Annotated in this window: 18 protein-coding genes; 8 read left to right on the forward strand and 10 right to left on the reverse strand. The window is 69.1% G+C overall.

Annotated elements, in window-relative coordinates; all coding sequences use genetic code 11:
- Window positions 1-595: 595 nt before the first annotated feature.
- From ACAM52_RS14475 to ACAM52_RS14495, 5 genes are all read right to left on the reverse strand, one after another.
- Window positions 596-820, reverse strand: a complete 225-nt coding sequence (locus ACAM52_RS14475) for a hypothetical protein (RefSeq protein ID WP_062472399.1) — start codon at window positions 818-820, stop codon at window positions 596-598.
- 152 nt (window positions 821-972) lie between these two features.
- On the reverse strand, window positions 973-1,248 hold the full coding sequence (locus ACAM52_RS14480; protein WP_369647424.1) for a hypothetical protein: 276 nt from the start codon (window positions 1,246-1,248) through the stop codon (window positions 973-975).
- 112 nt (window positions 1,249-1,360) lie between these two features.
- Window positions 1,361-2,137: a S9 family peptidase gene (locus ACAM52_RS14485; RefSeq protein ID WP_062472402.1), complete on the reverse strand. Its 777-nt coding sequence runs from the start codon at window positions 2,135-2,137 to the stop codon at window positions 1,361-1,363.
- Window positions 2,121-3,296 carry a DUF3182 family protein gene (locus ACAM52_RS14490; protein ID WP_369647425.1) on the reverse strand — a complete coding sequence of 392 codons (1,176 nt, stop codon included), beginning with the start codon at window positions 3,294-3,296 and terminating at the stop codon, window positions 2,121-2,123. Before ACAM52_RS14490 ends, ACAM52_RS14485 begins: the two co-directional genes overlap by 17 nt.
- A 7-nt stretch (window positions 3,297-3,303) precedes the next feature.
- The gene (locus ACAM52_RS14495) at window positions 3,304-3,579 is read right to left on the reverse strand and encodes a hypothetical protein (RefSeq protein WP_369647426.1); all 276 of its coding nucleotides are present in this window, start codon (window positions 3,577-3,579) and stop codon (window positions 3,304-3,306) included.
- A 246-nt stretch (window positions 3,580-3,825) separates the two neighbouring features.
- Between ACAM52_RS14495 and ligD the strand changes: the two genes are divergently transcribed.
- Together ligD and ACAM52_RS14505 are read left to right on the forward strand one after the other, a co-directional pair.
- The gene (gene ligD / locus ACAM52_RS14500; protein ID WP_369647427.1) at window positions 3,826-6,351 is read left to right on the forward strand and encodes a DNA ligase D; all 2,526 of its coding nucleotides are present in this window, start codon (window positions 3,826-3,828) and stop codon (window positions 6,349-6,351) included.
- Between the two features lie 15 nt (window positions 6,352-6,366).
- The gene (locus ACAM52_RS14505; RefSeq protein WP_095947520.1) at window positions 6,367-7,281 is read left to right on the forward strand and encodes a Ku protein; all 915 of its coding nucleotides are present in this window, start codon (window positions 6,367-6,369) and stop codon (window positions 7,279-7,281) included.
- Here the strand turns inward: ACAM52_RS14505 and ACAM52_RS14510 are convergent, their stop codons facing one another.
- Window positions 7,282-8,190, reverse strand: coding sequence for a LysR substrate-binding domain-containing protein (locus ACAM52_RS14510; RefSeq protein WP_369647428.1), 909 nt, complete (start codon window positions 8,188-8,190; stop codon window positions 7,282-7,284).
- A gap of 110 nt (window positions 8,191-8,300) precedes the next feature.
- Between ACAM52_RS14510 and ACAM52_RS14515 the strand changes: the two genes are divergently transcribed.
- From ACAM52_RS14515 to ACAM52_RS14530, 4 genes are all read left to right on the forward strand, one after another.
- Window positions 8,301-9,569, forward strand: coding sequence for an SGNH/GDSL hydrolase family protein (locus ACAM52_RS14515; RefSeq protein ID WP_369647429.1), 1,269 nt, complete (start codon window positions 8,301-8,303; stop codon window positions 9,567-9,569).
- A gap of 78 nt (window positions 9,570-9,647) precedes the next feature.
- On the forward strand, window positions 9,648-9,884 hold the full coding sequence (locus tag ACAM52_RS14520) for a hypothetical protein (RefSeq protein WP_369647430.1): 237 nt from the start codon (window positions 9,648-9,650) through the stop codon (window positions 9,882-9,884).
- Between the two features lie 36 nt (window positions 9,885-9,920).
- A complete protein-coding gene (thpR, locus tag ACAM52_RS14525; RefSeq protein ID WP_369647431.1) occupies window positions 9,921-10,526 on the forward strand; it encodes an RNA 2',3'-cyclic phosphodiesterase in 606 nt (201 codons plus the stop codon).
- A 78-nt stretch (window positions 10,527-10,604) separates the two neighbouring features.
- Complete coding sequence (locus tag ACAM52_RS14530) at window positions 10,605-11,621, forward strand: phosphotransferase enzyme family protein (protein ID WP_369647432.1); 1,017 nt, start codon at window positions 10,605-10,607, stop codon at window positions 11,619-11,621.
- Between the two features lie 19 nt (window positions 11,622-11,640).
- Here ACAM52_RS14530 and ACAM52_RS14535 read toward each other — a convergent pair whose 3' ends face one another.
- The 4 genes from ACAM52_RS14535 to imuA form a co-directional block, all read right to left on the reverse strand.
- Window positions 11,641-12,567 (reverse strand): hypothetical protein, encoded by a 927-nt coding sequence (locus tag ACAM52_RS14535; RefSeq protein WP_369647433.1) that lies wholly within the window; start codon window positions 12,565-12,567, stop codon window positions 11,641-11,643.
- A gap of 70 nt (window positions 12,568-12,637) precedes the next feature.
- Window positions 12,638-15,988, reverse strand: a complete 3,351-nt coding sequence (locus ACAM52_RS14540; protein ID WP_369647434.1) for an error-prone DNA polymerase — start codon at window positions 15,986-15,988, stop codon at window positions 12,638-12,640.
- A complete protein-coding gene (locus tag ACAM52_RS14545; protein ID WP_369647435.1) occupies window positions 15,981-17,324 on the reverse strand; it encodes a DNA polymerase Y family protein in 1,344 nt (447 codons plus the stop codon). Before ACAM52_RS14545 ends, ACAM52_RS14540 begins: the two co-directional genes overlap by 8 nt.
- Window positions 17,293-18,090 carry a translesion DNA synthesis-associated protein ImuA gene (gene imuA / locus ACAM52_RS14550; protein ID WP_369647436.1) on the reverse strand — a complete coding sequence of 266 codons (798 nt, stop codon included), beginning with the start codon at window positions 18,088-18,090 and terminating at the stop codon, window positions 17,293-17,295. The genes ACAM52_RS14545 and imuA overlap by 32 nt, the downstream gene beginning before the upstream one ends.
- Before the next feature lie 123 nt (window positions 18,091-18,213).
- Here imuA and ACAM52_RS14555 point away from each other — a divergent pair, with 123 nt between their 5' ends.
- Window positions 18,214-19,329, forward strand: coding sequence for an ABC transporter substrate-binding protein (locus ACAM52_RS14555; RefSeq protein ID WP_369647437.1), 1,116 nt, complete (start codon window positions 18,214-18,216; stop codon window positions 19,327-19,329).
- 170 nt (window positions 19,330-19,499) lie between these two features.
- Window positions 19,500-20,327, forward strand: coding sequence for an aldo/keto reductase (locus tag ACAM52_RS14560; RefSeq protein ID WP_369647438.1), 828 nt, complete (start codon window positions 19,500-19,502; stop codon window positions 20,325-20,327).
- Window positions 20,328-20,330 lie beyond the last annotated feature (3 nt).

A 20,330-nucleotide genomic window follows, 5' to 3' on the forward strand; every position in this document is an offset into this window, starting at 1 on the left:
TGTACTTCCACCGATCTGAGGGGAAGGCGAGCAGACGGATTCGCTTGCGCGAATTGAGGCGACAACCTTGCAGGTTTTCACCTCAATTATTTTTTGGCGAATTGGGGTAAAGAAATCATGGATGGTGGCTCAGTAAAAGTTACGCCTCACCTCCCATATACAACATTTACTGAAGCTGGATTTGGGATTTAATTTTCTCCCGGTATAGGCCCCTATGGCAGGAGATTTGGGAGGCCCAAACGTCGATTTAACCGGTGGACTTACCCGGGGAACACCCATGGCCCCACCGGGATCACAAACCGGAATGACCCACCGTGGAAAGAGGGTCAAAAATCGATGGAAATGAAGGTTCGGATCATCCGCGCATGACGACGATGAAGACCTTGAGGCTGGTTTCGGTGAGACCTGGTGCTGGCCCCCGAAACGGTCGAAGTGGAGAGGTTTCGACGGTGAGATGAGTTCACATGCGGAGCATGTGATGACGAGTCGAATCGTCGGCCCGAAGGCACCCGTTGGGAAGCTGCCGTTCTACCATTGAACTACACCCGCAGCAGGCGCGGATTCTAACGTCAGTTCACTCGCACACGGCGCACGCTCAGGTCTGCAGCGCATCCCTTCGCAGCCGCAGCGCCGCACGCCCTTGCGGCGTGATGAGCAGGACGACGGCGACGCGCGGGCCCGTGCCGCTCGCGGCCGGTGGCAGCACGGCTTCGATGAGGTGCGCGGCGACCAGCATGGTCGCGCAGTGGATGTCGGCTTCGTCGCGGACCGCCATCGGGAACGACGCGTCTTCGATGCGCTCCAGAAAGTCCATGGGCATGGGAAGGCTCCTGAGGAAACGAGGCGCAGTCTAGGTCGTTGCGCTCCCGAAATGCGGGTCCAGATAGGTCGCTTTTGTAACCAAATCGACAGGTCGCACGGTGCGAGCGCCGTGCGAGAACTTTCGCCCGACAGCGCCTCGCCACCCGCGTCTCAGCGCGGTGCACGCATCCGTGCGAAATCGCCGCAGGCCAGCACGATGGGCCCGTGCGGATCGGCCCGAAAGCGCGCCACCGCCGCCGCCGAGATCACGTCGAAATGCCGTTTACAGGCATGCAGCGTGTGCTCGCCGATTTCCTGCGCGCCGAGCGCATCGTGCAGCACGTCTTGCGAGATCTGCGCCAGCACGCGCGCGCCGTCGGGACCGTCGGGGTACACGGCGAAACGCACCGTGGCCGTATCGAAGCAGTAGATGCCTTCGAAGTCCATCTCTTTGTCTCCGTCACCATGGGGTCAGGATTCGGCGCGCGCGACGCGACGCGTGGTGATGGACTGGCGCGCATGTTCGGGAAAGAAGCGGCCTACAGCCTCGGCGCGTGCCTCAGGCCGAGCCGCTCGTCACCGGCCTGGTGAGCGTCGACGTCGCCTTGGCGCCCAGCGTCATCTCGGTGATCCACGACACGAGCAGCGCGCCATAGGCCTGGCGCGATTCCAGGCGCGACAACGCGTGGTCGGCGCCGGACAAGGTGCGGTAGGTCGCCGAGCGCACGCGCTTGAAGGCGGCGAGGTAGTTCTCGATGACGGGGTGCGGCACGGTCTGGTCGTCTTCCGATTCGACGATGAGCACGTCGCCGGTGAAGGCCGCGCAGGCCGCGAGCGCGCGGTTGTCGTCGGGCCCGACGAGCGTGCGGCGGTAAGCCACGAGGTCGGAGCGGCTCAGCAGGCCCTTGGGCGTGTCCCACTCGCCGTCGCGGTACAGCGCGGGCGCGCGCAGCGCGAGCCAGCGCACGGGCCGCATCGCACTGACGAGCGCGGCCAGGTAGCCGCCGTAGCTGCTGCCGACGATGGCCACGGCCGCGGGGTCGACGGTCGGGTGGCCCACCAGCGCGTCGTAGGCGGCGAGCACGTCGCGCAAGTTGTCTTCGCGCGTCACCTGCTGGCGCAGCCCTTCATGGCGCGCATGGCCGCGCAGGTCGAAGGTCAGGCAGACGCAGCCGAGCGCGGCGATCTCCTGCGCGCGCTTGAGGTACTGCTCCTGGCTGCCGTCCCAGCCGTGCACCAGCAGCACGCCCGGCACCATGCTGGACGCAGCGAACAGCGTGCCCTCGATGTGATGGCCATCCACGGGAATGTCGATGGAACTATGGCGTGTCGGCATGCGGGGTGGCGGTGGTTTCGATCACCGTGTATTTGCACAGCGGCCCGGTCTCGGGGTCGTTGCCCTGGTAGGCCACGATGGCACCGGCGGGCACGCGGGCGGCCTCGCCGTACACCTCGAAGCAGGACGCGTGCACGCGCTGGCACGCCGGGTCCTGGTGAAAGGCTTCGAGCGCCGCGATCTCCGCGCCCGTGGCGCCACCGACGCGCCACGACTGCTCCAACACGCCCGAGCGCCAGTCGCCCTGGCCGTCGAGCCCTTGCGCCACGTCGTAGTTCACGCGCGAGGCGAAGAAGTCGGGGTAGCAGTCGATCACCGCGCGGTGGTAGCGCCGCGCCTGCTCGATCGCGCGGCGCAGCGGTGGCGGCGGATCGACGCGGGCCAGCAGCGCGTCGAAGTCGCCGCGCACCAGCAGCAGGTCGGAGCCGCCGTAGACCTCCTGCCCGGCGTTGTCGCGCGTGAGGCGCTGCTCGCCGCAATAGCTGACGATGCGCTGTGCCACGATCAGCTGCCCGACGCTGTAGGTCTGGGGTTGTTCCAGATTGGTTTCGAGCACGAGGCCTTCGGTAGCGATCGCGCGGTCGTCCATCGCATCGAGGCCGCGCTCGAGCGCATCGATGCCGTCGACCACCTGCTGGCCGCGCCCGCCGGTCGCCGTCACGGGCTTCAGGCGCACGCGGCCGATGTCGAGCAGCGCCCTCCCCGCAACGCGCGCCTCGTCCAGGCTGAAGCAGGTGAAGCCGGGCAAGGCGGCATCGCCGATCTCCCCTGCGATCCGCGCCGACCAGCCCAGCGGCCGCACGGCGTCGGGGCCGATGAGCGGATGGCTGATCGCCTTGGTGGCGACGAAGGCATGCGGCACCACGCCGCCGAAGAGGTCGTCCACGCCGGCGATGCCCATGGCGCGCGCCTGGTGCGGGTCGGTGAGCGTGTCGCTCGGCACGAAGTAGAGCGGGTCCGGACCCGGTTGGCTGGCGTCGTAGGCGCCCGCGAACGCCCAGCCCTGGAGCGCCGCCAGGCGCTGCGCAACGTTGGCGCGCGTGGCGTGCTCGTGTTCGCTGCAGTAGCCCTGCGGACGCACGTCCCAGGTGACGACGCGGCGCGTGGCCGGGCCGGTGGCGGGTTCCGGGGCCATGACGGTGTTCAGGCGCAGGTCCATCGGGGCCTCAGGCGTCGGCCTTCCTGTCCTCGGGCTTCTTGTCCTTGTCCGCATCGCCCGATGGCAGCTTGACCTTCGTGACGGTGACCGACACCGGGTCGCTCGCCGGAAAGGACTCTTCCACGCCGCTGTCGAGCGCTTCTTCGCTGGACGGCTGCTCGGTCGGCTTCGCAGGCTCGGCCGGTGGCTTGCCGTGGTTCTCGGACGTGGGAAACGGAAACTTCTCCGGCGGGTTCTGGTCCGGGCTCGCCGGCTTCGGGTCGGGGGTCTGCTTCGAAGTCATGGGGTCTCCTTGGTGCGATGCACACGGGCTCACATGGCTGCCTCCTCCGGGTTGGCGGCTGCAGTGCCTCCATGTTCTGCGGATCGCACGGCGCGCCGGTCGGAGGGCACAGCGCCTGCGCGTGGGACCCGTCTGGCACCCGCCTGCGCCTCGCTCCGCCTTCGCGCGCGCGTGCGGCCTTGGCCCACACGAAGACCGGGCACCTGGCCGATGCGGCGCGGCCCGAATGCGGGCACACCAGAGGCCATGGCCCGTTCCGACACGCCCCTCGCAACCTACCAGGCGAAGCGCGACTTCGCCGTCACCGACGAACCCGCCGAAGGCGGCAGGGCCCGGCCGCACGCGCCCGCGTTCGTGATCCAGAAGCACGCGGCGCGGCGGCTGCACTACGACTTCCGGCTCGAACTCGACGGCGTGCTGGTGTCGTGGGCCGTGCCCAAGGGGCCGAGCCTCGACCCCGCGCACAAGCGCATGGCCGTGCATGTGGAAGACCACCCGCTGTCGTACGCCGGCTTCGAGGGCACGATTCCCGAGGGCCACTACGGCGCGGGCGACGTCATCGTGTGGGACCACGGCACCTGGGAACCCGTGGGCGATCCGCGCAAGGGCCTGGCCGCGGGCAAGCTCGCGTTCCGGCTGCACGGCCAGAAGCTCGAAGGGCTGTGGGAACTCGTCAGGATTGCCAAGGGCGGCGAGCGGCAGGAGCCCTGGCTGCTGTTCAAGAAGCGCGATGCCTTCGCGCGCTCGCATGCCGAGTACGACGTGGTGTCCGCGCTGCCCGACAGCGTGGCCGGGGCGCGCAAGAGCGCCAAGGCCAAGGCCCAAGCCTTGCCCGCAACGGGCGCGGTGAAGGCACGCCTGCCCGCCAGGCTTTCGCCGCAGCTCGCGACGCTGGCCACCGGCGTGCCCGAAGGCGCTCCCGGCGACTGGATCTTCGAGATCAAGTTCGACGGCTACCGCCTCATGGCGCGCATCGGCAACGGCAAGGCGCGCCTGCTCACGCGCGGCGGCCACGACTGGAGCGCGAAGCTGCCGAAGCTGGTGGCCGAGCTGGAGCGCCTGGGCATCGGCAACGCCTGGCTCGACGGCGAGATCGTCGTGCCCGACCAGGACGGCACGCCCGACTTCAACGCGCTGCAGAACGCACTCGACCGCGAACGCGCCGACCCCATCGTGATGTTCCTGTTCGACGTGCCCTTCTTCGAGGGCTTCGACCTGCGCCACACGCCGCTCGCCGAACGCCGCCGGCTGCTGAAGCAGTTGATGGACGCGCGCGCCACGCGCCGCCTGCGCTTCAGCAGCGACTTCGAGGCCGATGTCGACTCGATCCTGCAATCGGCCTGCCGCATGAACCTCGAGGGCGTGATCGCCAAGCGCGCCGACGCGCCGTATGTCTCGCGCCGCAGCGACACCTGGCTCAAGCTCAAGTGCATCCGGCGCCAGGAGTTCGTGGTGTGCGGCTACACGCTGCGCACCGACAGCCCGACGCGCATCGGCAGCCTGATGCTGGGCGTGCACGCAAAGAACGGCGAACTGGTGTCGGTCGGCGGCGTCGGCACCGGCTGGAACGACCGCGAAGCGCGCGACATCCGCCGCCAGCTCGCCGCGCTCGACACCGACCACGCGCCGTTCACCGGCGGCGAGGCCAAGCCCGGCCGCCGCCGGCCGGGCGGCACGCGGCACTGGGTGAAGCCCAGGCTCGTGGCCGAGGTGCGCTTCGCCGCATGGACGCCGGACGGGCAGATCCGCCACGCGTCCTTCGTGGCGATGCGCGACGACAAGCCGGCCTCGGAGATCGTGCATGAAGAGCCCCGCGACATCGCACTTGTCCCTCGCGAAAAAGGCACGAAGGCCATGAAGACCTCATCGAAGAAATCCGCCTCCACCGTCGGCGGCGTCGCCGTGAGCCACGGCGAGCGTGTGATCGATGCGGCCTCGGGCCGCACCAAGCTCGACCTCGTGCGCTACTACGAATCGGTGGCCGACGACATGCTGCCGCACCTGAAGGGCCGCCCCTGCGCGCTGGTGCGCGGGCCGCAGGGCGTGGGCGGCGAGATCTTCTTCCAGAAGCATGCCGAGAAGGTCCACATCGCCGGCGTGAAGCAGCTCGACCCGGCCCTGTGGCCCGGCCATCCGTCGATGCTCGAGGTCGGCGCGCGCGAGGCCTTGCTGAACGCTGCGCAGTTCAACGTGATCGAATTCCACACCTCGAACGCGACCTCGACGCACTTCGACCGGCCCAACCGCATGATCTTCGACCTCGACCCGGGCGAAGGCACGCCGTGGGCGCATGTGCAGGAAGCCGCGCTGCTGATGCGCACGCTGCTCACCGAACTGGGCCTGGCCTCATGGCTCAAGACCAGCGGCGGCAAGGGCCTGCACGTGGTCGTGCCGCTGCGCATGCACTACGACAACGACACGGTGAAGGCCTTCTCGCGCGCCATCGTGCAGCACATGGCCCGCGTGATCCCCTCGAAGTTCGTGGCCAAGAGCGGGCCGTCGAACCGCGTCGGCAAGCTCTTTGCCGACTACCTGCGCAACGGCGTGGGCGCGACCACGGTGGCGGCCTACTCGGCGCGGGCGCGGCCCGGCATGGGCGTGTCGATGCCTGTGAGTTGGGACGACCTCGCCGGCCTCAAGAGCGGCGCGCACTGGACCATCGCCACCGCGCGCGAACACCTGTCGTTCCAGTCCGAAGACCCCTGGGCCGCCTACTGGACCACGCGCCAGCCGCTGGGCGAGGCGATGAAGCGGCTCGGCTTCAAGAAATAACCAAGGAGACACACCATGGCCACGAGAACCCTCTGGAAAGGCGCCATCACCTTCGGGCTGGTCCACATCCCCGTGGGGCTGCACACCGCCAGCACCGAACAGGGCATCGACTTCGACTGGCTCGACAAGCGCAGCATGGACCCCGTGGGCTACAAGCGCATCAACAAGCGCACGGGCAAGGAGATCGCGCGCGAGCAGATCGTCAAGGGCTTCGAGTACGAAGACGGCAAGTACGTCGTGATCTCGCCCAAGGAGATCGAGGCCGTCTACCCGCGCACCACGCAGACCATCGAGATCCAGCGCTTTCTCGACGTCGGCGAGATTCCCTTCGTGTACCTGGAGCGGCCCTACTACCTCGCGCCGATCAACAAGGGCCAGAAGGTCTACGCGCTGCTGCGCGAGGTGCTGGTGAAGACCGGCAAGGTCGGCCTGGCCAAGGTGGTGATCGCGACCAAGCAGCACCTGGCGCTGCTGATTCCCTTCGGCAAGGTGCTGGTGCTCAACCTGCTGCGCTGGGGCGACGAGATCAAGGACGCCGACGGGCTCGACCTGCCGGCCGCCGGCATCAAGGGCGCGAAGCTGTCGGCCGCCGAGATGAAGATGGCCGAGCAGCTGGTCGGCGACATGTCGGGCCCGTGGAACCCCGACGAATTCAAGGACGAGTTCAAGCACGCGGTGATGAAGATCGTCGAGAAGAAGGTCAAGGCGGGCGACACGGAGACGGTGGTGCAGCCGGAAGAAGAAGCACCGGAGGGCGGCGCCGAGGTGATCGACCTGACCGAGCTGCTCGCGCGCAGCCTGCGCAGCGGCAAGCGCACGCCGCCTGCGGCGAAGAAGCGTGCGGCGAAGTCGACGGCTTCTGCACGCAAGACCGCGCACAAGCCTGCGGCGGCCAAACGCGCGAAGAGCGTGGCCCGCAAGGCGGCTTGACTAGCGCCGCGGCGCTTTCGCAGCCCCCGGCAGCGCCGCCACGCGCTGCGCCAGGAAGTCGACCAGCACCTGCACGCGCAACGGCAGCTGCCGGCGCGGCGCATAGAGCAGGTGCAGCTCCTGCGCCGGCCCCGTGTGCCGCGCGAGCACGCGCACCAATTTCCCTTGCGCCAGCAGGTCCGCGACCATCCAGGTGGGTTGCAGCGACACGCCTGCGCCGGCGAGCACGCTGTCGAGCAACGCCACGGCGTTGTTGACGCGGTAGCGGCTGCGCACCGGCACGGCCACCGCGCCGTCGGGGCCCGTGAGCAGCACGCCGTCGTCGCCCGCCGCATAGCGCAGGTAGTCGTGGGCCAGCAGGTCCTGCGGCGTGCGCGGCTTGCCGCGTGCGGCCAGGTAGTCCGGCGAGGCGACGAGCACGCGCGGCCAGCTGCCGAGGTGGCGCGCGACGAGGTCGGGCGGCAGCGCGCCGCCGACGCGCAGCGAGACGTCGATGCGCTCCTCGCGCGGATCGACGAAGCGGTCGTCGAGCACCAGCTCCAGTTCGATGTCGGGGTACAGCCGCAGGAACTCGACCGCCATCGCGTTGAGATGGCGCTGCCCCAGCGTGACCGGCGCGCTCACGCGCAGCAGGCCGCGCGGCTGCTGCACCTGCGCGCGCGCATCGGCCACGGCGTCGCCGTAGTCCTCGAGCATGCGGCGCGCGCGTTCGTGAAAACGCTGGCCCTCCTCCGTGAGGCTCAGGCCCGTGGCCGCGCGCCGCAGCAGCCGCACGCCCAGCGATCGCTCCAGCCCCGCGACCAGCTTGCTCACGGTGGGCTGCGTGGTGTCGAGCGCGCGGGCCGCGCCCGAGAGGCTGCCGAGCTCGACGCTGTGCACGAAGGCGGAGAGTGCGCGAAGGGTGTCCATGGGGTCATTCGATTCAGGAATGCGATACATGCCATTCTGCGTTCTACCCCTCGAGATTCGAATGAAAGAAAGTTCGTCCATCGACACTTCTTTCACCTGAGGACATTCACATGACCGCTTCGCGACTCACCTCCCTCCTGCGCCAGGGCGCGCTCGCCCTTTCCCTCGCGGGCGCCGCCACCGTCTCCGTTGCAGCGCCCACGCACTGGAGCCCCAGCTGGATGGCCGCCACCCAGCCGCTGTGGGACGAAAGCTTCGTGCTGCCCATCGGCATCCCCGCCCGCTTCGAGCGGCAAACGCTGCGCCAGGTGGCGCGCCTGAGCATCGGCGGCACGCGGCTGCGCGTGGTGATCAGCAACGAAGGCGGCACCACGCCGCTGCACATCGGCGCCGCCCGCGTGGCCCGCCATGCGAGCGGCTCGGCGGTGGTCGAAGGCAGCGACCGGGTGCTGCGCTTCGGCGGCCGCAGCGACGTGACGCTGCCACCCGGCGCGCGCCTCGTGAGCGACCCGGTCGACCTGCCGCTGCCCGCGCTGAGCGAGGTGGCCGTGTCGCTCTACCTGCCGGAACCCAGCCAGCCCGCGGGCTTTCACTTCGATGCGCGGCAGACGCTGTACATCGCCGACGGCGACCTGAGCGCCGCCGCGCGATTGCCGGCCGCCGCCACCTCGTGGAGCACCCGCGTCTACGTGAGCGGCCTGATCGTCGAGACGCCGCAGGCGCCCGTCACCGTCGTCGCGCTGGGCGACTCGATCACCGACGGCAACGGCTCGACACCCGGCGCCCACACGCGCTGGCCCGACGCGCTGGCCGAACGCCTCGCGCCGCGCGGCGTGGGCGTGCTCAACGCGGGCATCTCGGGCGGCCGGTTGCTGAAGGACGGCATGGGCCGCGCGGCGCTCGAGCGCGCGGGCCGCGATGTGTTCGCGCAGCCCGGCGTGCGCGCGATGGTCGTGCTGCTGGGCACCAACGACATCGGCTGGCCCGGCGGCCCCTTCGCGCCGCAGGAGCCCGCGGTGCGCGCCGAGGCCGTGATCCAGGGCTTTCGCCAGCTGATCGAGATGGCCCATGCCCACAACGTGCGCATCGTGGGCGCCACCATTCCGCCGAATGAACGTGCGCTCGAAGGCACGCCGCTGGCCGGCCACCACTCGCCCGAGAAAGACACCGTGCGCCAGGCCGTCAACCGCTGGATCCGCGAAGGCGGTGCCTTCGATGCGGTGGTCGATGTCGACGCGCTGCTGCGCGACCCGGCCCGGCCGACCCGACTGAAAGCCGCCATGGATTCGGGCGACCACCTGCATCCCGGCGACGCCGGCTACCGGGCGATGGCGGCGGCCATCGACCTCGACGCCTTGCTGGGCAACGATCTTCGATAGACTGCAAATATACTGTACATAAATACAGTCTTTTCTCTAGAATGGATCGTCTCCAAGAACAACATTCGAGGCGACGCCATGACCACCGCCAACCCGCCTGCGCCCTCCGCGCAGGTGCTTTTTTTCTCCTCGCGACAGCATCCGTTGCAGTCGCGTTCGCGCACCACCGGCAAGACAGGCCGGATTTCGAACTGGCCCTTCCGCGTGACGCGGGAGCACGGCCACGACGACAGCAACGAACAGGATGACATCCGCGTTCAGGTGGCGCGCGTCATCCGGACGACGGCCGCGCATTGGTGGCCGCCGGAGCCCTGAACCGCCTTTTCATCCTTCTTCCCCCGGAGAACTGCAATGGACGACTTCAACCGTGGCGATGCGTTTGCGAACGAGCCCGAACCCGACTGGGACTCCCCCGCTTTCGAGAGGCAACGCCACCTTCTCATCGCACTGTTTCCCGAGCCTGACGTGCAAGCGGCGATCGAAGCGCACCGCAAGGAGTGGATCTGGCCCAAGGGCCACTACTTTCCTCGCAGCCCGCGACTGCACTTGACGCTCCACTGCTTCGGCGACCAGTCCAAGGAGGTCGAGAAACGCCTGCGTGAAGCGCTCGCCCAGGTTCGGGTGCGGCCCATGAGCCTCGTGCTGGACAGCTCGCGCACATGGCGCAACGACATCGCGGTGCTGCAGCCCGCCGAGCACGGCGCCTTGCGCACCCTGCATGCGAACATCGGGCGTGCCGTCCAGAAGGCGGGCATCGTCACGGAAACGCCGACGTTCACACCGCACATCACCATCGCCCGCCGCACCGAGGGCGCGGCCTACCCGATGCGCCTGCCGCCGATCCCGTGGCACGTGAGGAAATTCCTGCTCGTGCGCTCGTTCACTTCGCATCCCGTCGAGCACAAGGTGCTGGCCACCTACGAGGCCGACGAAGAAGACAAAGAAGACGCCGTCTGACAACGGCGGGCCGGCTTTCGTGGCCTTATCGGGTGAGACAATTTTCGGCGCCCATCGAACCCACGCCACGCCCGCCGCATGCTGACACCACCCGATATCGCCCCCGACGCCGTTCAAGCGCGCCTCGCCGAAACCTACGGCCTCCAGGCGACACGCACCGAATTCCTGCCGCTGGGCGCCGACGTCGATTCGGCCGCATTCCGCATCGAGGCCTCGGACGGCCGCGCGTACTTTCTCAAGCTGCGCCGCGGCGGTTTCACACCCGCCGTGGTCGACGTGCCGGCCGTGCTCCATCACACCTATGACATCGACGCCGTGATGGCCCCGCTGCTCACGCGCACGCGGCGACTCAGCGTGCAGGACCATGGCTTCGACTGGGCGCTCTACCCCTTCTTCGACGGCGTCGACGGCTTCACGCGCACGCCGACCGACCGGCAATGGACCGCGCTCGGCACTGCGCTCAACGCCATCCACCACGCCGAGTTGCCCGAATCGCTGCTCGCGGGCCTGCCGCGCGAAAGCTATTCGCACCACTGGCGCGAAGGCGTGCGCCGCTACCAGCGCCGCTTCATCAACGGCGTGGCGGGCGACGATCTGGTCAAGCGCTTCCTCGCCTTCTGGGACGTGCACGACGAAGAGATCGATTCGATCGTCTACCGCAGCGAGCAGCTCGCCTCGATCCTGCTCGAGAAGTCGCTGCCGCAGGTGCTGTGCCATGCCGACCTGCACGCGGGCAACGTGCTGCTGGGCGACGACGACCGGCTGTGCATCGTCGACTGGGACACGCTCATCCTCGCGCCGAAGGAGCGTGACCTGATGTTCATCGGCGGCGGGGTCGGCGGCGTGTGGAACCAGCCGCGCGAAGAAGCGCTGTTCTTCCAGGGCTACGGCACGAACGAAGTGGTCGACACGCTCGCCCTCGCCTACTACCGCCACGAACGCATCGTGCGCGACCTGCTCGAGTTCTGCGACCAGATGTTCGACCCGCAGGCCAGCCGCGAAGACCGCGAGGAAGGCCTGCGCCAGATGGCGAGCCAGTTCGAGCCGGGCAACGTGGTCGCCGTCGCGCACCGCGACTACGACGCCATCACCTGAAGCACCTGAAGGGCGCCGCTCAGATCAGCAGGTCCTGCGCGTCGTCCTCGAAGCCCGCCACGGGCTGCGCCTTGGCCAGCGCCAGCCACACCGAAAAAGGAATGCGCTCGAAGGCGCGGTGCACCGCGGCGCGCGCCACCACGAGGCGCTCGCCCTCGAGCACCATCACGCCGCATTCGGCCGGGATCTCGTCGGGCGACGCGATGCAGCGGCCCTTGGCGTCGTTGCCCAGCACGTACCAGCACTCGCCGCCCAGGTCGAGATAAGCCGCGCGCTTGTCGGGCTTGCGCAGATCGCCCAGCAGGTCGGCGCGGCTGACCTTCACCTCGTGCACGATCGGGTGCGCATAGGCCTCGACGCTGGTGTTGCGAATCGAGAAGACATCGGGCCGCGCCATGCACCAGCGCGGCTTGCCGCCCTCTTCGAGCGGCGGCAGCCGGGCGCGCAGGCCCAGGCCGCGCCAGGCGATGCGGCCGCCGCGCGTCATCTCGCGCGCCACGCGCTCCACCAGCGCCTCGTGCGGCGACAGCGCCGCGCGGTTGACCGTGAGCGTGGTGGCAATGCGCGCAATGCCCGCGTCGGTCACGCGCAGCGTCTCGTGGCCCAGCGCGCTGCGCACGCGTTCGAGAAAACCGCCCGCGAGCAGCTCGACCTCGATGGTGTCGCAGCAGGGCCAGCCGGCCGAACGGTAGATCTCGCGCAGGCGCCGTGCGTGCGGCTTGCCGAAGGGCACGCCCGTCTGCAGGGGCGGCGGGTCGCTCACCGGCGGCGGAAAACCGGGGTCCGTCACCGGGGGCACCGTGGGCGGCGGATCGCCTTCGGGCGGCCGCACGGGCGGCGGCGGTGGCGGCATGGGCACATCGGGCGCGGGCGGCGGCGGGCCGATCGGCGTGGCGACGACCTCATCGGCAAGAGCGATTGCGGCGGTTGCGGCGAGTGCGGACATGGGAAGAACAGGTTAGCGAAAAGTGAGGGGCGGTGCGAGGCATGGAATGATCGGTTGCATTCGCAATGCCTCAGTGGAAGTCACGGCTGGTGTTGCTCTGCGCCAGCCGGCCCAGCAGCGGCGTGAGGTCCTTGAAGCCGGTGGCGATCAGGTGCTGCACCTTGCCGCCGCTGTCGTCGTCGCGCTGCCAGGTGCCCTGCACCGCGAGCAGGTGCGACTTGAGCAGCGGCTCGCGCCAGGCCTCGATGACGTGGCTCCACACGATCACATTGACGTTGCCGGTCTCGTCCTCCAGCGTGACGAAGATGGTGCCGTTGGCGGTGCCGGGCCGCTGCCGGCCCTTGACGATGCCGCAGGCGCGCACGGTCTGGCCGCTGCGCGCGGCGCGCAGTTCGACCGCGCTCAGGAGTCGCATGCGCGCCAGGCGCGGGCGCAGCAGCGCGAGCGGATGGCGGCGCAGCGTGAGGCCCAGTGCCGCGTAGTCGCCGACGATCTCTTCGCCCTCGGGCGCGGCGGGCAGCAGCAGCGCCTGTTCGTGGATCGGCACGCCCTTGAGCAGGGCCGACGAGCGATGCTGCGCCGTGGCATCCCACACCTGCTGGCGCCGATGGCCCGAGAGCGACATCAGCGCATCGGCCGCGGCGAGCGCGACCATGTCCTTGCCTTCGAGTTCGGCGCGCAGGGCCAGGTCTTCGGTGCTGGTGAAAGGTGCTTGCGCGCGCGCTGCGAGCAAACGCCTGGCGCCGGCTTCGCTGAGGCTCAGGACCCGGTTCAGGCCCAGCCGCACCGCCGGCTGGTTCTCGTTGCCCAGGCGCTCGGCGTAGCGCGTGTCGGTGCCTGGCGGCATGCGCGGCGCATCGGGCGCGCGGGCTTCGAGCGTGGTGTCGATCTCGCTGCACGTGACGTCGACCGGCCGCACCTCGACCCCATGGCGGCGCGCGTCCTGCACCAGCTGCGAGGGGCTGTAGAAGCCCATCGGCTGCGAGTCGAGCAGTGCGGCGAGGAAGCAGGCGGGTTCGTAGTTCTTGAGCCAGCTGCTGATGGTGACGAGCAGCGCGAAGCTCGCGGCGTGGCTTTCGGGGAAGCCGTAGTCGCCGAAGCCGAGGATCTGCTTGAAGATGGCTTCGGCGAAAGTTTCCTTGTAGTCGTTGGCGGTCATGCCCTTGACGAGCTTGTCGTGGAACTTGCCCAGGCCGCCCTTGCGCTTCCACGCGGCCATGGCGCGGCGCAGCTGGTCGGCTTCGTCGGCAGAGAATCCGGCCGCGATCATCGCAATCTGCATCACCTGCTCCTGGAAGATCGGGATGCCCAGCGTGCGCTCCAAGGCCGGACGGAGTGCTTCCTTTTCATAGGTGATCGCCAAGCCCTTGGCCACCCGCTCGCGCTGCTTCAAGTACGGATGCACCATGCCACCCTGGATGGGCCCGGGCCGCACGATCGCGACCTCGATCACCAGGTCTTCATAAGTGCGCGGCTTCAGTCGCGGCAGCATCGACATCTGCGCGCGGCTCTCGATCTGGAACACGCCGATGGTGTCGGCGTCGCAGATCATGTCGAAGACGTTGGGGTCGTCGTTGGGGATGTGGTGCATCTCCATCATCGAGCCCCGCCAGCGGTTCATGTGATCGAGCCCGCGGCGGATGGCGCTGAGCATGCCGAGCGCGAGCACGTCGACCTTGAGCATGCCCATGGCCTCGAGGTCGTCTTTCTCCCACTGGATAACCGAGCGGTCTTTCATCGACGCCTTCTCGACCGGCACCAGCCGCGTGAGCCTGGTGTGCGTGAGCACGAAGCCGCCGACGTGCTGGCTCAGGTGGCGCGGAAACCCCTTGAGCTTTTGCGTGTGCTCGATCCACTGCATCAGCTTGAGCCGGTCTTCCTTCACGCCGACGCGCGCAGCGGCCTTGTCGAGCTGTTCGCCGAGCGCGGTGTCGTCGAACCAGTAGTGGTCCTTGGCGAACTCGTCGACCAGCCGCTCGTCGATGCCGATGGCCTTGCCGACGTCGCGCAAGGCGCTGCGCGAGCGGTAGCAGATGACGACGGCGGCGATGGCGGCGCGCTCGCGGCCGTACTTTTCGTAGATGTACTGGATGACTTCTTCGCGCCGCTGGTGCTCGAAGTCGACGTCGATGTCGGGTGGCTCATTGCGATGGCGGCTCAGAAAGCGCTCGAACAGCAAGGTGGCCTTGTCGGGGTTGACGGCAGTGATGCCGAGGCAGTAGCACACCGCCGAGTTGGCCGAAGAGCCGCGCCCCTGGCAGAGGATGCCCTGCGAGCGCGCGAAACGCACGATGTCCTCCACCGTGAGAAAGAACATCTCGTACTGGAGTTCGGCGATCAGCACGAGCTCTTTCTCTACCTGCTCGCGCACCTTGTCGGTAATGCCGTCCGGGTAGCGCACGGCCGCCCCTTCCCAGGTCTTGCGCACCAGCGTCTGCAAGGGTGTCTCGCTGCTGCCCACGGTTTCGAGCGGGTACTTGTAGTTGTCGCGAATCACCTTCGGATCGAACCTGCACCGCCCGGTCACCACCAGCGTGTTCGCCAGCATCGCGGGCAGGTACAGCTCGGCCAGCCGCACCCGCTGCCGCAGGTGCCGCTCCGCATTCGACTGCAGCGCAAAGCCGCACTCGGCGACGGTCTTGCCCTCGCGCACGGCCGTCAACACGTCGTGCAGCGGCTTGCAGGCACGCACGTGCATGTGCACGTCGCCGGCCGCCACGAGCGGCACACCCGTCTGCTCGCCCGCCTGCATCAGCGTGACGAACCACAGGTCGTCGTCAAACTCGTTGAACAGCTCCACGGCCAGCCAGAGGCTGTCGCCGTACAGCGCCTTGGCCGCTGCCAGGTCTTCCTGCAAGGAGGCTGCATCCGGCATGCCACCCGGCGGACGGTGCGGCACGAAGAGCACCTGGCAGTCCTGCAGCGAAGCCACGTCGCTGCCCTCCCAGCTCACGCGGTACTCGCCCTTGGGCAATTCTGTGTTGCGCGCAGCGGTGATGAACTCGCAGAGGTTGCCCCAGCCCTCGGTGTCGTTCGCGATCACCACGAGCTTGAAGCGCTCGAAGTGGAACTCGCTGCCGAACAGCAGGCGGAAGGCGGGGTTGCGCGGGATCGGTGGTTCGTCCGGGTGCTCGCGCTCGTACGCGTCGAGCTTCGCAGGCAGATCACGCAATGCGACATAGGCACGCACGATGCCCGCCACCGAGCATTCATCGGTGATCGCCAGCGCCGAGTAGCCCAGGTGATAGGCGCGCTCCACCATGTCCTCGGGCATCGATGCGCCGCGCTGGAAGCTGAAGTTCGTGAGGCAGTGCAGCTCGGCGTAGTCGGGCAACCCCGGCACCGGCTTCTGCCGCTGCGGCAGCACATGCACCTTGGCGGGCTGGCGCTTGCGCTCTTCCTTGCCGCTCAGGTCAGGCATAGAAGCCTTGCAGGTACCAGCGCACCTCGCCCGACGAAAAGCGCGTGGCGGGTCGCTCGCGAAAGATCCACACCAGGCCGGCCTCGGGGCTTTCGGCCACGTAGTAGTCGCGCATCGCGGGCTGGCCGCCGTCTTCTTCGCCGCCCCACCAGCCGGCCTCGACGCGCTGCGGCCCGACCAGCTTGCGCAGCGGCCCGCAGTAGCACGGGCGCTCGCCGTCCATCTCGAGCCGCAAGGGCTCGGGCAGCAGCCAGGGCGGGTAGATCGCATCGGGCTGCGAGGCGGCGTCCTTGCGGGCCTTGTCGGGCGCCGGCGTTTTCTCTTTTTGCAGCGCGGGCCGCCACCGCTGCTGGCGCTCGGGCCGGTGGTCGGCCTGCGCGATCGGCACCACCACCTGGTCGGCGCCGAGTCGCACGCTGAGCCGTTCGACCATCTCGTGCAGTTTGTCGCCCTTGCGGTTGTCTTCGGGCAGGAAGCTGGTGCTGGTGCCGGCCAGCGGATCGGTTTCAAGCGTGCGCAACTTCAGCCAGCTCGCGGGCGCGGCCAGCGTGGTGAGCGCGAGTTTTTCGGACAGCAGACGGCGCAGGTGCGCCATGTCCTGCGTGGGCTCTGCCGTGCGCACGGTGAGCTGCTGGTGCGGCGGCAGGGTCACGCCGTTGAGGCGCCGCAGGTCGAGCGTCCATTGCAGCTCGAGCGCACGCGCACCGCGCTGGCGGGCGCGCAGCCAGATCTGCAGCGCCGAGAGCAGGCGGTTGGCCGACCACATGAGTTCGGGCCCGGTCTCGGCCAGCGCGGGCAGTTCGAGCTTCTGATCGAACACGTCGGGCAGCGTGAGCCAGGCGTGGCTTTCGGGGCGCAGGCCCCAGGCGATGTCGAGCGCCTCGCGCAGTCCGGCGCCGAAGCGCCGCGCCAGCCCGCCGCGCGGCAGCGCCGCCACCTCGCCCCAGGTGCGACAGCCCAGGCGCGCGAGCAGGTCGAGGTGGCCCTGCGCGGCCGTCAGCGTGTCCAGCGGCAGGCCGGCCGGTACCTCGGCTGGCCGGTGCTCGTTGCGCGCGAACAGGCGCAGCCGCGCCAGCGCGATCAGGCTGGTGGCGCCCTGCGCGCCGCGCATGCGCGCGTCGGGCGCAGGGTTGAGGGCCAGCAGCTGGCGCATCAGCGGCGCGCGACCGCCCCACAGGCGTTCGCAGGCCGAGACCTCGAGCATCAGCGCCTCGTCCTGCCAGGCGACGTGCGGCGTGAACTGCAGCGCCCACCAGCCCAGGGCCTCGGGCGGAGGCATGTCGGGGGCGTCGGCTTCCTCGGTTTCAGACGACCACTGCAAGGCGATCCAGTGCATCCGGGCCTCCTTTCCATGCGCCGATGCGCACCACCGTGGCCGACGGCGCGGCGGCCGGTGCCACGGGCGGCTGCAGACGCAGCTGGCGCCGCACGCGGGCGGCGGCCAGCAGCGCGCTCATGCGGGCGTTGCGCGCCGGCACCCGCACCGGCGCGGCCAGCGGCGGCCCCCGGCGCTTGAGCAGGTGCAGCGCGATCTGCGCCGGATCGTCCGGGCAGCGCTCGGCGCGCAGGCGCAGGCGCGCGGGCGAGGCCGACAGCGCCACCGACTCGGGCCGGCACACGAACAGCAGCACCTCGTGCTGCGCGGCCGCCAGCTGCAGCCGCCGCAGCTCGCCCACGCGGGCCTGCGGCAGCCAGGCGACGACGGCGGCGATCTCGGCGCAGCGCAGCGCCTGCTCGCAGGCCCACAGCCGCGCGGCCGGGGCGTCGCTGCGCACGCACATCAGCGCCTCCACCGGCAAGCCCTGTGCCGCCAGCGCGGTGCCGCAGGGTTCGTAGGGCGCGCCGACCAGCACCACCGGCCCGCCGCGCGCCTCCACGGCCTGCGCCAACGCGGGCAGCAGCAGGCGCCAGACATGGGCCTCGGGCGTGGCCTGCAGCAGCTCCGTCATCGCGCCCACGGGCCAGCCGCCGCCGGGCAGCTCGGCGTCGAGCGCGGCATGCCCGGTGGCCACGACCTGCGCGTCGGCCAGGCCGAGTTCGTCGGCGTGCCAGACGCCGCGGCCCGCGGCGGTGGAAAAGGAGTCGAGGAAAGGGAGGCCCATGATTGCAGTTGTTAACTGTATTTTTATACAGTATTCCCCAGGTCGCAACCAGCGATCGATTTACCTGCGAAGGCCCGCGCCTTAAGATCGGTTTATTAACAATTAGTGACCATGAGACACAAAATGATTCACCTGCGGTTTCTGGCCCTCGCCGCGCTCGTCTTCGCAGGGGTGCCCGCCTCGGCGCAGCCCGCCAAGCCGCTCCTGATCGGCCAGACCTACGTGCAGACCGGCCCGCTCGCGTCGCTGTCGACCGAGCCGCTGGTGGGCATCCGTGCCATGTTCACCGCGCTGAACGCGAGCGGCGGCGTCAACGGCCGGCCGGTCGAGCTGCGCCAGCTCGACGACGCCTACGACCCCGCCAAGGGCGCGGAGAACGTCAAGACCTTCGTGAAAGACGGCGCCATCGGCGTGCTGATGCCCATCGGCACCTCGTCGGCGGTCGGCGCGCTGAAGGCGGCCAACGAGCTGAAGATTCCCGTCGTCGGCCCGTACACGGGCGCGGGCCCGGTGGTGAAGTTCAGCGAGTTCGGCTTTCCGGTGCGCATCAGCTTCGACGAGGAATACAGCCGCATCGTGAACCACCTGTTCACCATCGGCCTGTCGCGCATCGCCTTCGCGCACAACGACAACCCCGGCGCGCGCTCGGCGATGGAGAGCACGCAGAAGTTCATTGCCGAACGCGGCGACAAGATGGTCGGCAGCGTGGCCATCAAGAACGACGGCTCCGACGCGGCCGAGCGCGCCGCCGAGCTGGCCAAGCTCAAGCCCAAGGCCGTGGTGCTGTCGGCCACCAACGACGTGGCGGCGAAGTTCATCGCGGCCTACCGCGCGGCCGGCGGCGAGACGGCCTTCTATTCGTTCTCGTTCCTGAATGGGCAAAAGCTGTTCCAGGACATCAAGAAGGACGCGGCCGGCGTGGTCATCTCGCAGGTCGTGCCCTACCCGTGGAACAGCGCGATGCCCGTCATCGCCGAGTACCAGGCGGCGATGAAGAAGATCGGCATGACCGAATTCAGCTACGCGAGCCTGGAGGGCTACGTCACGGCCAAGGTCATGGTCGAAGGCCTGAAGCGCGCGGGCGCCAATCCCACGCCCGAGTCGCTGCAGAAGGGCCTGGAGTCGTTCAAGACGCTGGACCTCGGCGGCATTGCCGTGTCGTACCGGCCCGGCGAGCACCGCGGGCTGACCTTCTCCGAGCTGTCGATGCTCAAGGCCGACGGGCGCTACCTGCGCTGAGCCCTTCCGCCCGCCGGCATGGCGGGCGCAGAATTTCGTTCGTGACGACGCCCCTCACGAACGCACCCCCTTACGCCCTCACGCGCGCCCGGTTGCTCCGACTGGGCGCAGCCCTGTGCGCAGGTGCCGCGCTCCCCTCCTTCGCCCAGCAGCCACCCCGCAGGCCCGCGATGCAGATGACCACCCGCCCCATTCCCTCCACGAAGGAAGCCCTGCCGGTCGTCGGCTGCGGCACCTGGATCGGCTTCGACCAGCGCCCCGGCACCGACGAATACAGGCGCCTGCCCGGCGTGCTCGACGCGCTCTTCGCGGCCGGTGGCACGGTGATCGACAGCTCGCCGATGTACGGCCGCTCCGAGGAAACCACCGGCGAACTGCTGGCCGCCGCCAAGCCGGGCGCCAGGCCCTTCCTCGCGACCAAGGTCTGGACCTCGGGCCGCGAAGCCGGCATCGCGCAGATGGAACAGTCGTTCACTCGGCTTCGCACGCAGCAGATCGACCTGATGCAGGTGCACAACCTCGTCGACTGGCGCACCCACCTCGCCACGCTGCGCGGCTGGAAGGAAAAAGGCCGCGTACGCTACATCGGCATCACCCACTACACCGCCTCGGCCTACGACGAGGTCGAAGCGGTGCTGCGCGCCGAGAAGCTCGACTTCCTGCAGATCAACTACTCGCTCGATGCGCGCGATGCCGAACAGCGCCTGCTGCCGCTCGCGGCCGAGCGCGGCGTGGCGGTGATCGTCAACATGCCCTTCGGCGGCGGCGGCCTGCTGCGCCGCCTGCGCGACAAGCCGCTGCCCGCCTGGGCCGGCGACATCGGCTGCACGAGCTGGGCACAGGTGCTGCTGAAGTTCGTGCTGAGCCATCCGGCCGTGACCTGCACGATCCCGGGCACGAGCCGCGCGGAGCACATGACGGACAACGCCGCGGCCGGCGCCGGCACCTTCCCCGATGCGGCCTTCTGGCACCAGCATGCAGGCGCGCTGGGCCTGTGAACC

This window comes from Variovorax sp. V118 (assembly GCF_041154445.1).
Taxonomy (GTDB): domain Bacteria; phylum Pseudomonadota; class Gammaproteobacteria; order Burkholderiales; family Burkholderiaceae_C; genus Variovorax; species Variovorax boronicumulans.